Below are 11,741 nucleotides of genomic sequence, written 5' to 3'. Positions count from 1 at the left end.
CGCAGAATGGCATTCTGGGGTTAGATGAACAAAGATTTAAATAAGATTAGATAAGAATCATTACTCCAAAGAATAAAGGCAGTCATCGAAGAAGTAAAGAACGCTGAAAATTTATAATACAGAGGTTTGCATTTAGGTGAGGTACACAAAGAAATAATGAACCACAGATGGACGAGCCAGCGCCTTGCACAGAGAAGTTGCAAGGAGGGTTTCCCTCCGGGCAAACTGAGCGCAAAGCGCACGCTACGCGAACGGAGGGTTCCCCCCGTTGTGGCGACTGGCGTACAGATGCACACAGATAAATTAGTACTTCATTCAGATGAGAAGCGCTGTATGTCAGCAATCTTAAAAAACTTAAAGGTGATGGAGATTACTATCGGGTTAGCGTAGGAGATTACAGAATCGGTATGATTGTCTGTGAAGGAGTAGTGATTTTTGTTAGAGTGTTGCAGAGGAAAGATATTTACAACTTCTTTCCGTAATTTCAACATTTCAGTTGCAAAACCCTCCTGCCCGAAATCCCCGTTGAACCCCAAAACCTTTATTTGCTAAGATTTTCAATGCCCATAACCTAGCGGCACGTAAAGATTTCAGTATGTCTACATCTGCTATTGACACCAACGATGCAGCGGCTATCCAAGCAGCGCAAGAGGGAGTTGCAGTATGCGATCGCTCTTTTTGGGGACGCATCAAAGTTTCTGATAGCGATCGCCTCCGCTTCTTGCACAACCAAAGCACGAACGATATCCAAAGCCTCAAGCCAGGACAAGGCTGTGATACGGTTTTTGTGAATTCTACTGCCCGCACCATTGACTTGGTTACAGCATATATTCTGGAAGATGCGGTGTTATTGCTGGTTTCGCCGAACCGTCGGGAGTTTCTGATACAATGGTTAGACCGCTACATCTTCTTTGCTGATAAGGTGCAATTGACAGATGTCACAAATGAAACTGCTACTTTCAGCCTCATTGGACCAAAAAGTGATGCTGTCTTAGAAAAGCTGGGGGCTGAGGCAATTATCGGTCAACCTTATGGAACTCACATTTCCATCCCTACAGTTGATGGGGGTCTTGTGGCTGTTGGTAGTGGTTTGGCTTCCCCTGGGTATACTTTCATTTTGCCAGCTTCTGACAAGGAAGAAGTTTGGAGTAAAATTCTGGAAGCTGGAGCAGTACTGATAGGCGAGCAGAATTGGGAAATGTTGCGAATATTACAAGGACGCCCAGAGCCAGACCATGAACTCACCGAGGATTACAATCCCCTGGAAGTGGGTTTATGGCAGACTATTTCCTTTAATAAAGGTTGCTACATTGGACAAGAAACCATCGCCCGTTTAAATACTTATAAAGGTGTAAAGCAATACCTGTGGGGAATCCACTTAAGTGGTGCTGCGGAACCAGAAAGTACCATTACCGTTGGGGATGAAAAAGTTGGCAAACTGACCAGTTATACGAAAACCTTTGATGGTCACTTTGGGCTTGGGTACATCCGCACCAAGGCTGGTGGTGTAGGTTTGAAAGTCCATGTAGGAGGAGTTGAAGGCGAAGTTGTAGAACTCCCCTTTGTTTCTCACGACTACCCAGAGTAATACAAGGCGTCCACAGTCGTGCGTCCCACGTTCTTACCAAAACTAGGGGGGTAAGGGTATAAGGGTGTGAGGGAAAGAACAAGGGTGTAAGGGGGTAAGGGTGTAAGGGTATAGGGGAAAAGAATTATTGGGCATTAATTTTTCTTCCCCCTACACCCCTACACCCCTACACCCCTACACCCCTTTGAATCAGGCTACAGTGTTAAAGATTCAGGATTCGTCTCAATCAACTTCGCCAAATCTTGCAAGAACGCCGCAGCATGGGCACCGTAAATAATGCGATGATCACAGGTAATATTCACCTGCATTTGCTGCTTGATGCCAAATAAACCCTCGGCTGTAGCTACGACTTGCGGACGAGATGCGCCAATCGCCAAAATAGAACCTTGTCCGGGAGGCAAAATCGCATCAAATCTATCTACGCCGAACATCCCTAAGTTCGATACTGTAAAGGTACCGCTGTTATACTCTTCTGGTTGCAGCTGTTTAGCTCTAGCACGGTCTACCAAAGACTTCCAATTGCGCGATAGAGAATATATATCCACTATGTCTGCGTTCTGCAACACTGGTGTAATCAATCCTCCATCATCCATTGCCACCGCTACGGCAACATTGATACTGGAGTGGTATACAATTCCTTGTTCTGAGTAGCTGGCGTTGAGTAGTGGGTGTTTTTGCAATGTCACCGCTACGGCTTTTGCCAGTAGGGCTGTCATTGTCACACCTTTAGACTTAATCTGCTTGTATAGCTTGTCGAGAGCATCTGTGGTAATTGTGTAACCTACATGGAATACGGGCACGGAGAGGCTGACTACCATGTTCCGTACCACGGCATTTTGTAGGGTAGTCAAAGGCACTACTTGACCCGGAACTGCTGCAACTGCTGGTGTAGGTGCGGGTGGAGGAGCTACTTTGGTGGGTGCAGGTGCAACTGGGGTAACGGTTGGCGCTGGTTGTGAAGGTGCGATATGGGTCACTGTGGCAGCTTGTTTGCTAGTTCCAGCAGATGCTTCGACATCCTCGGCGACGATGCGACCGTGAGGACCACTACCAGAAATGCCACTCAAATCAACTTTCAGTTCCTTGGCTAACTTGCGGGCGCGAGGTGAAGCTACGATCCGCCCATTGCTATGGCTGGGGGTTCCGTTTTGAGAAGCCGCAGGCGTTGCGACTGTGGTTGTCTGTGCCATTTGTCCACCAGAGGTGGCAGCAGTTGCTTCTTGTTTAGCAGCAGTACTCCCAGAACTGGCTTGTTGGATCGCAGTTTCGATTTCAGCTTCGGTTTCTGCTAACAAGGCGATCGCAGCCCCAACGGAGGCGGTGTCACCAGCTTGCACTAAGATGTGGGCAAGATATCCTTCATAAAAGGATTCCACATCCATATCTGCCTTATCTGACTCGACAACCACCACTGTTTCGCCTTTTTCCACTTTTTCTCCTGGAGATTTGACCCAGGAGACGATTTTACCTTCGGTCATGGTGGAACTTAGCGCCGGCATAAATACTTCGTAAATGCTCATATGGGTGGTTTAGTCAATCGATAATTAATGGACTTTTACAGCTTTTATTAGATCGAATTGTATCTTGAGCTAGCTCCCTTCGGGACGGGGTGTAGGGGAATAGAGGTGTCGGGTGTAGCGGAATAATTTTTAAATTTTGAAAAGGCAATACTAAATGACATTCTTATTTTTCCTGATACGCTTACACCCCTCATTGACCAAGGGACGTGAGGAACTATATTAAGACCACAAAGTCTATGAATTTGTATTTCTCATTACGGCTAGTCAAAATCTAAATTCCACTCAAAAGCAAGAAGAGGGAGGACAAAACCTCAATCTAAAATTCAAAATTGACATTTAACCTGTTTGAATTTCCTGTTAAACCTGTTAAATTTTATGTCGGCAAAGTTGAAATTGTTTTTAATTGTAGTGTTTAGTATCTTTGCCACCGCTGCCACTGGTGTTTACATCACCCAGCGTCAGCCGTCTACTGAGGTTTCTGATATGAGCAATGGGCAACCGCCGCAGTTTTCGGAGGTGAGCAAAGCAGAGGAGATAGTTGTCAGTCCGGAGAGAGCCAGATATAAACCTATACCTTTAGAAAGTATCAACTCTCCTCTCCAAGGCAGCGATCCTGCTGACCTTGCCGTCAATGCCTTTGATGAGGTGGACTCAACCCAAGAAACTCGCAAGGTCGAGGTCTTTTATCCGCAGTCAAATCAAGCGTTAGTGACGATTACGCAAATAGAGCCAGCAAACAATTCTCTTAAAGTGATTAAATATCAAGTTGAACTGACGACCTTTGGGCGATCGCTTTTGGTTAGCTCCCCTCGTGTGTGGCAAATTGTTTGGGCTGGCTCCCAGGTACAATGCATACCTGGAAGCAGTCCTCGAACAAAACAGTCAATCCAAACCTGTCAGTAGTCATTTGTCATTTTGTAAGAACAAAGGACTCTTCTCCTGACGGAGACGCTACGCGTTGGCGTAGCCTGCGCTTTGCGCTTACGGGTGATGCCTGCGGCACGCTTTGCGCTTACGCCAGTCGCTGTGACAGTTGGAAACCAACTTGGCTGCGAGCAGTTCTCAGGAGGGTTTCCCTGCGTACGCCTGCGGCGCCGCCCTTGAGAAAGAAACTGCGGTGCTGGCTGACAATTGGACTTTGGACAAATTTAAATATCGCCACGAATTTCTTCTACAACACCATCACGTAGCACAACTTCTACCTGTAATTTGCTAATCAAGTTATCACCTGGTTCCACGCGGAAAAAGCCTTCCATTTGGAATTGGTTCACTTCCTGATCCAACTCTAGAAACTGCACTTGCTGTAGATTTTGCAGACTTTGGTTTTTCTGCTCCAAGAGTTCGCTTTTCTTTTGATTGACTTGAACTTGGATATTCTCAATTTGTTGCAGGGTTTGGGGACCAGGTGGTTGCAGACTCTGCTTTTGAATTGCTGAAATCGCTCGCTGTCCTTCGCTGTCGATCTGTTGCAGCTGCTGGTCAATTTGATTGATTTGCGTTTGCAGTTGCTGCTGCACTTCCTCTTTCCAAAGGTGAGTGACGACTGCTTTGACATTAACAACCCGTTTTAGCAGCAGTTGAGGTTTGGAGACATCCATAAATGTTTCACGTTCACTCTATAATTTGCAGGTGGAATAAATTAGGCAAACATTCCGTTAATAGTATCGCGATAGCGCTCCATCACGACGTGCCGCCTAATTTTCAGTGTTTGTGTCATCATGCCATTTTCAACTGAAAACGGCTCCAGAATGAGCTTGAACGGACCAATGCGGTCATCCGGTCGATAGCCTGGACGGTTTTGCACTTCCCGATTCAATTCTTGCCGAAATAAATCCTGAATTATTTTACTCTCCAGGCTGACTTCCGTCTGATGTGCTGAGTCCTCTTTATTTTGTTCTTTGGCGGCTTCATCTGGTAGACGCATCTGTAGATTGAGAGCTTCTACCCATTTTTGCAGGGCTTCCAAATTGGGGACAATCAATGCACCGAGACTACGTTGGTCTTGCCCAACGAGCATTATCTGATCTATGTAGGGCGATCGCAAACACGCATCTTCAATCGGCTGAGGCTCAATATTTTCTCCATTTGTTAATACAATGGTATCTTTGGCTCGTCCGGTCAGTACCAAGTCATTTTGCGGTGTGACCCAACCTAAATCACCGCTATCAAACCAGCCTTCAGTGTCAATTGCCTTGGCAGTGGCTTCAGGGTTTTGGTAATAGCCTTGCATAATTTGCGCTCCTCTGAGCAGCACCAAACCTCGCTCCCCCGTAGGTAAGGGTTTACGAGTCTCAGGATCAACTATTTTAGTTTCTGTACCCGGTATTGGTTGCCCAACTGAACCACGTAAATTGCGCCAATAACGACGTCCATGAGTCACAGGAGCGGTTTCCGTTAAGCCATAGCCCTGCAAAATTTCTATATTAATAATTTCAAAAAAGTCATCTATGTGCTTGGGAAGCGCACCACCACCGCTAAACATTTGCTTGATTTTTCCCCCTGTCGCCTCTCTTACCTTGGCATAAACGAGTCGTTCTCCCAAAGCATGGAGCGGGAACAAAGCAGATGCTTGTATACTAGCGGCTAATCGCTCGACTATTGAAGGGTTAAGATTTTCTAAACTCAATCCTTGGGCAATTCGCTGCGTTTTGATATACTGTTCGCTAACGCCCAGAAAGTAGTTAATCAAGCGTTGCTTATTTGCTGGTTGTTCGCGGAACTGCTTTTGCACTCCTTCATAAATTGATTCTAATAAGCGCGGCACACATACCAGGTAACTGGGTTTAAATTCTTTCAAATCCCGTTTTATAGAGCGCAAGTTAGTATAAATTTGCGTACAACCTTGAGAAAGTAAGAAATACTCACAACTGCGTTCGTAGACGTGCCAGGTGGGGAGAATGCTCAAAGCCGTGTCTCCCACTTGCGGTTGCACAACTGCTCCCAGCGTTAAAACTTGATGCATCAAGTTCCTATGAGAAAGCATTGCGCCTTTAGGTTTGCCTGTTGTGCCAGAAGTATACATTAGGGTTGCCAGAGTATCAGGGGTGTGCTGAACTGGTGTCAAACTCTGCTGTGCCCCCATTTCCATCAACTGGTTAAAGTTAAAGATTTTCAAAGTTTCGTCTGTTGGTGGTGCTTCATTTGAAAGTAAAATCACCAGTTGAATGGGCAAATCGTGAAGGCGCTCCTTCAGCTTGCTGAAAGTTTTCAAATCTTCTACAACAAGCGCCGTACTACCACTATTTGTCAATATAAATACAAGTTCTTCCCGTTCTGCCTGGGAACTCCGCACTGCATCAACAGCCCCAGCAGTCATAATGCCTTGATCTGCAATTAACCACCGGGGAGAGTTGTCAGCAATCAGGGAAACACGGTCTCCTACTTTCACCCCTAATGCTTGCAACCCAGCAGCAAATTGTTGAATTTTTTGAAATAGTTGCGTGTATGTAATAACAACTTCTGGTTGAGCATGAGGATCGCGCAAGGCGACAGTATCACCACATCGCTTTGCTACCAAAGACCAAATTTCTGGCAGTGACTTCAGGTTGGAGTAATCTGCTAAACGCTGCAATTCCTGGCGCTCTCGCTCAGTAATGTTAGAGAATATAGAAGAGCTATCGTATGTTTTAGACATAACACATTACCTAAATAGAAAATCTATTATATCTCCAGCATATTCCGATATGTGGAGCAAATAGCTGCTCTCAAATGACACATTTCCTTCTGTCTACAGCAAGGTTCAGGGCTTTATGAACCAAACTATTAACAAAACTTTATGTTATAGTTAATTTATCTAAAATAGATAGAAGCAATGCAAAGTTTTGCTTTCAATTTGTTACACGAAGATTGCTTTTGACTAAAAGCAGTAAGAGCCTCATTTGTACAAGAAAGTGATGACCTATGCGTTTGACGGATATTTTACTCTTAACGCTGATCAATATTGCTGGCTGTCTTGCCTTTCCTAAGCTTCTATCTGTCATTCTGGTTCCTAAATCCAGACAGAATCAATTATCGCAGACTGTTTCAAGGATACAAAAAAACAAAACTGTACTCACCAGTTTTCCTTATTGTACAAGTTACGCCTTGACAAGAAGTCCATTTTGTAAATTTAGTCCTGAGTTTTGCGACAGGTGTTCTCCTAGTTAAGACGGTTCAGTTATCAGTTATCAGTTAATTTATCCACGAACCAATACCTTGTCTCTGGAGCCATTTTTGAAGATATTTTGATAACTGTTAACTGATAACTTCTTTAGTCATTCCTCAATCATTGATTTAGCCTATGGTTATCTTCAGAAAATTATATGTTAAAAGCAACTTATAGACGTAACAAGGAATTTATATTTTGCTTTTAAGCCGTTTAGATGAATTGTGTTGCAAAATAAAAAATGTAAATACATTTCTCAACACGGAGGTTATCTATGAGTTTGATAGATGGTCTATTACTGACAGTGGTCAATACTCTAGCCTGCCTTGCATTTCCCTGGTTATTGTCTGTCATTTTGGCTTCTAAGAACAAACGCACCGTATCAGCACAGGCTACTTTGTCCTCAAACTAATGTAAACAAGTGCCAAGTTTTCCTTACTAAACAAGAAATAAAGAACTGCAAATGCACACAAACAATTTTGTGTGCATTTGTGTTTATCTGTAATTATTTTTTCATCTGATTGAGATAAACCCAGTTTTTGTGAGAAACTGGGTTTTTAATTGCAAAAAAATAGTCTACAGTCCAACTGAGACTTGTGCATCTTTGACTTTGGGGCGGCGATGGAAAAACTAAAATCGTTTAAACCGCTGAACTTATTTGAATACGAACAGCTAGCTAGTGAGTGCCTGTCTCAAATGGCTTTGGACTACTATGCTAGCGGTGCTTGGGATGAAGTGACATTGCGGGATAACCGAGTTGCTTTTGAAAGATTTAAACTTCGTCCGCAAGTGTTAGTAGATGTCAGCGATCGCAACGTAACAACTAAAGTTTTGGGTCAACCGCTGCAAATGCCTCTGTTGATTGCTCCAATGGCATTTCAATGTCTTGCTCATGCACAAGGAGAAGTTGCAACCGCAACAGCAGCAGCATCAGCTGGTGTTGGCATGGTGTTGAGTACCCTTTCTACCAAAAGTATAGAAGAAGTCGCGGCAGTGTGTCACAACACAAATTCTCATGCTCCCCAATGGTTCCAGCTTTACATCCACAAAGACCGGGGGCTAACTCGTGCCTTGATAGAAAGGGCTTACGCCGCAGGCTATAAAGCACTTTGTATAACTGTAGACGCTCCTGTTTTGGGACGGCGCGAACGAGACAAACGCAATGAGTTTGCTTTGCCAGCAGGTATGCAGCTGGCTAATCTGACAACTCTCTCAGTAGTTTGAATCAAAAAAATTCAGCAAGGTTAGATTAACGAGAGTTTGGCGATCGCCTCCAAAGTGCTACGAACGGTTGCCAAGGAATACAGTGCCACTAAAAAACTCCTTGCCCAAAAAATAAGCCCCTTCTATAAAATAGAGAGGCAACGAACGGTGTTGTACATATTTAGCTTGCCAGACGATAATTATTAATTGCAAGCAGAATCAACTTATGCAGTTGAGAATGACGGCGTGTTCAGTCGCCAACCTTTTGCAAATACTGAGAATGAATCCAGCCAGGACGATCAGCAAGCTTTACCCACTCGCGAGAAGATTTACTTACCCTGACGTTGACATCGTGTTGATAAGGGATGGCACCGATTTTTTCGTAATTAGAACCAGGACCAGAGCGGATGGCAACTCCAATTGGAGCAGTTACCAACACTGTGCAAACAGGTTTAATACCTTGTCGCAGTTGACATAGCTGTTCTGCTGGGGTTTGATTTTGAGTAGCACCGGCTGGCACAGTTCCGCCAGTTACGATTAGTGTTAAAAATGCTAAGGCAGTCAGTTGTTGGTTGAATTTAAACATAGTTTTACTTTTTAAATTTTCAGGTTGTAAGCTTCGTTTCTAATCTTTTATAAGTGTTGGTGAAATTAACTTATGCGGCTGGATAGTAAGTTGTTACCTTAAGGGCGATTGTCTAAGAAATAGTACCAGAATGGGATTGCCCTCGTGCTTCCCAGTGCGCTCCGTGCGATTGGCTCCGCCACTGCCCCTTGGGCAATCGCTCTTTGGGCGGACACTCCGTGCGATTGGCTCCGCCATTGCCCCTTGGGCAATCGCTACTTCCCAACTCTAGTTATCAAGCTCTGGTCGTAAATCACGTTAGATTAATATTTTTAGCTAAGACCCCATAGACCTCTGCCTAGCCGTGACATTATAGGGTGAGCAGGATGCCCACCCTATTGACTATCAATAGACTTCTTGCAAAAAAAGTCCAAAAAAATGAATAGTTAACCGCAGATGAACGCAGATGAAGTCTACTTATGCAAGAAATCTATTTCTTACTTTCCCGTCGCCACTTTCCCCGTACCAGGCGAATTTCCTCAAAGGAGTAGCTTTCGCCAAGGTATTCTTTAATTGGTGTTAGGGAAATGTCACCGAGAGTTTCTAAGACTTGCAAAATTTTTTGCTGCTTTTCTACAGAAACTAATTGATTTAAATCTACTGGCTGGTTTTTCTCTATTAAATCGCAAAGGTGACGGAAGATTGTTGTAGAGCGTAGATTGCGTTTTGCAGCAATTTCTGCAATGCTAAGACCTTGTTGGTGTAACTGTAAAGTTAATAATTCAGTATCGGAAGGTAAGCTCAACAAAGGTGTGGAATCGTCCTGTTGATTGGATAAACCTTGTTCTTGGCGATAGGCACGAATTTCTGCAAGAAATTTGTCACCATACTGAGAAAGCTTGTGACTACCTACGCCAGAAAGTCTACTAAATTCGGTTAAGGTTTGGGGTTGCACCTGCGCCATCAATTTCAAGGTAGAATCGGCAAAGATGACGTATGGTGGGACAGATTGAGCATCAGCAAGTTGCTTACGAAGCGATCGCAACCTCTGCAATAGCATTTCTACCTCTGTTGCTTTTTCATTCCCATCTTCCCAAGTCATCTTTTGTGCTACGGGAACGGCGATGGAAACTGTCCGCTGTCGCCGCATCACTTCCCAACTCAGGGCGTTGAGTTTCAGGACAGCGTAACCATCGCTGGTTTGTTCTAACAATCCTTGGTGCAACAGAGAACGCCCCAGCATTCGCCACTCATCAGGTGTTTTATCTTTGCCAATGCCGTGGGTTGAAAGTTTATCGTGTTCGTATTGGGTAATTTTTTGGGTTTTCGCTCCCCGCAATACTTCTATAATATGACCCATTCCAAATCTTTCTTTACATCGAGCCACGCAAGATAAAAACTTCATGGCTTCAATTGTCCAGTCTTCTACTGGTTTGGGATAACGACAATTATCACAGTTGCCACAATGACCTGCAAAACGTTCCCCAAAGTAACCTAATTGAATTGTACGTCGGCAGTCAGTTCCTTCAGCATAGTCTATCATCTGCCGCAGTTGATGTTTGGCAATCAACTGTTCTTGGGGGTCTGGTTTTTGGTTGATCAGAAATTCAATTGTTTTGACATCACTGTAACTGTAGAAGAGTGTACAGCGGGACAGTTCTCCATCTCTTCCTGCTCTACCTGCTTCCTGATAGTAACTTTCTAAATTACGCGATATATCAAAGTGAATGACAACTCGCACATCTGGTTTGTTAATTCCCATACCAAAGGCAATTGTTGCCACCATAACACGCACATCATCCCGAATAAACCGAGTTTGATTTTTGCTGCGTTCTTCATCCGTTAATCCAGCATGATATGGCAAGACTGAAATTTTATCGTGTTGCAGTTTCAGTGTGAGTTCATCAACTTTTTTACGTGTCAAGCAATAGACAATTGCTGAACCTTCCGTTTCCCGGATGAGTTCCAGCAATTCGGCGTAAGCATACTTCGTTTTGGAACGGACTTCGTAGTAAAGATTTGTGCGGTTGAAGCTGGCAAGATGGATGCTTGGTTGTTTCAGCCCCAGTTGTTGGATAATATCACTACGGACGCGATCGGTTGCTGTGGCGGTTAAGGCAAGGACAGGAATATCTGGGTAGCGTTTCCGCAGTGACTTGAGTTGGCGATACTCTGGGCGAAAGTCGTGTCCCCATTCAGAGACACAGTGTGCTTCGTCAATCGCAAAGGCAGAGATACCGATTTGATGGTGTACTAAATCGAGAAAGGGGAGAAATCTTTCACTGAGTAGGCGTTCTGGGGCGACGTATAGTAATTTTACTTTACCACTGAGGATGTATTCTTCGCGCGATCGCACTTTATATGCGTTCAGGCTACTATTCAGAAATGTTGCCGCAACACCATTATCTCGCAATGCTTCCACTTGGTCTTGCATCAAGGCTATCAGCGGCGACACCACCACAGTTAAACCTTTTTTCAGCAATGCTGGTAGTTGAAAGCACAGCGACTTTCCGCCACCTGTAGGCATAACAATCAGTAAATCCCGATTTTGGAGCGCTTGTTCTATGATTTGCCGTTGTCCTGGGCGGAAGTTGTCATAGCCAAAGTAATATTTCAGCGCTTGTTCTAAATTGGGATTTTGAGACATAGGTAAGTGTGTTGCATGGGTCGGCATTGTGCCTGCTTTACATGATAGTCAATCGTAGGCAAGAGGGTGAATAG

The 11,741-nt window shown here is 44.3% G+C and carries 11 protein-coding genes and 1 pseudogene; 6 read left to right on the top strand and 6 right to left on the bottom strand.

The annotated features are described in order from the left end of the window. Positions 1-156: 156 nt before the first annotated feature. Together MAS10914_RS36020 and ygfZ are read left to right on the top strand one after the other, a co-directional pair. On the top strand, positions 157-390 hold the full coding sequence (locus MAS10914_RS36020) for a hypothetical protein (RefSeq protein ID WP_017319197.1): 234 nt from the start codon (positions 157-159) through the stop codon (positions 388-390). A gap of 205 nt (positions 391-595) precedes the next feature. Further along, a complete protein-coding gene (gene ygfZ / locus MAS10914_RS0127665) occupies positions 596-1,588 on the top strand; it encodes a CAF17-like 4Fe-4S cluster assembly/insertion protein YgfZ (RefSeq protein ID WP_017319196.1) in 993 nt (330 codons plus the stop codon). A 194-nt stretch (positions 1,589-1,782) separates the two neighbouring features. Here the strand turns inward: ygfZ and MAS10914_RS0127660 are convergent, their stop codons facing one another. Further along, positions 1,783-3,108, bottom strand: a complete 1,326-nt coding sequence (locus tag MAS10914_RS0127660; protein WP_071599866.1) for a dihydrolipoamide acetyltransferase family protein — start codon at positions 3,106-3,108, stop codon at positions 1,783-1,785. A gap of 375 nt (positions 3,109-3,483) precedes the next feature. Between MAS10914_RS0127660 and MAS10914_RS0127655 the strand changes: the two genes are divergently transcribed. Further along, a complete protein-coding gene (locus tag MAS10914_RS0127655; protein WP_017319194.1) occupies positions 3,484-4,011 on the top strand; it encodes a hypothetical protein in 528 nt (175 codons plus the stop codon). A 109-nt stretch (positions 4,012-4,120) separates the two neighbouring features. On the opposite strand, the gene MAS10914_RS34735 is transcribed toward MAS10914_RS0127655, so the two are convergent. The 3 genes from MAS10914_RS34735 to MAS10914_RS0127645 are packed head-to-tail and all read right to left on the bottom strand — an operon-like array spanning position 4,121 to position 6,742. Next, complete coding sequence (locus tag MAS10914_RS34735) at positions 4,121-4,270, bottom strand: hypothetical protein (protein ID WP_156818253.1); 150 nt, start codon at positions 4,268-4,270, stop codon at positions 4,121-4,123. Next, the gene (locus MAS10914_RS0127650) at positions 4,257-4,706 is read right to left on the bottom strand and encodes a YlqD family protein (RefSeq protein WP_017319193.1); all 450 of its coding nucleotides are present in this window, start codon (positions 4,704-4,706) and stop codon (positions 4,257-4,259) included. The genes MAS10914_RS34735 and MAS10914_RS0127650 overlap by 14 nt, the downstream gene beginning before the upstream one ends. 41 nt (positions 4,707-4,747) lie before the next feature. After that, entirely contained in the window at positions 4,748-6,742 is a 1,995-nt protein-coding gene (locus MAS10914_RS0127645) for an AMP-dependent synthetase/ligase (RefSeq protein WP_017319192.1), read from the bottom strand. 784 nt (positions 6,743-7,526) lie between these two features. On the opposite strand from MAS10914_RS0127645, the gene MAS10914_RS36015 reads away from it, so the two are divergent. Next, on the top strand, positions 7,527-7,664 hold the full coding sequence (locus tag MAS10914_RS36015; RefSeq protein ID WP_232224248.1) for a hypothetical protein: 138 nt from the start codon (positions 7,527-7,529) through the stop codon (positions 7,662-7,664). Between the two features lie 209 nt (positions 7,665-7,873). Next, positions 7,874-8,467, top strand: a pseudogene (locus MAS10914_RS31260) (alpha-hydroxy acid oxidase); the annotation flags it as partial. Between the two features lie 238 nt (positions 8,468-8,705). On the opposite strand, the gene MAS10914_RS0127635 reads toward MAS10914_RS31260, so the two are convergent. Next, a complete protein-coding gene (locus MAS10914_RS0127635; RefSeq protein ID WP_017319190.1) occupies positions 8,706-9,041 on the bottom strand; it encodes an SH3 domain-containing protein in 336 nt (111 codons plus the stop codon). A 130-nt stretch (positions 9,042-9,171) separates the two neighbouring features. On the opposite strand from MAS10914_RS0127635, the gene MAS10914_RS34730 reads away from it, so the two are divergent. Beyond that, a complete protein-coding gene (locus MAS10914_RS34730; RefSeq protein WP_156818252.1) occupies positions 9,172-9,312 on the top strand; it encodes a hypothetical protein in 141 nt (46 codons plus the stop codon). Positions 9,313-9,510: 198 nt separating this feature from the next. Here MAS10914_RS34730 and recQ read toward each other — a convergent pair whose 3' ends face one another. Next, the gene (gene recQ / locus MAS10914_RS0127630) at positions 9,511-11,667 is read right to left on the bottom strand and encodes a DNA helicase RecQ (RefSeq protein WP_017319189.1); all 2,157 of its coding nucleotides are present in this window, start codon (positions 11,665-11,667) and stop codon (positions 9,511-9,513) included. Between the last annotated feature and the right edge of the window lie 74 nt (positions 11,668-11,741).

It is taken from the genome of Mastigocladopsis repens PCC 10914, assembly GCF_000315565.1.
GTDB classification, from domain to species: domain Bacteria; phylum Cyanobacteriota; class Cyanobacteriia; order Cyanobacteriales; family Nostocaceae; genus Mastigocladopsis; species Mastigocladopsis repens.
The sequence above is the reverse complement of the archived record's forward strand: the minus strand, read 5'-3'. Positions and strand labels throughout refer to the sequence as shown.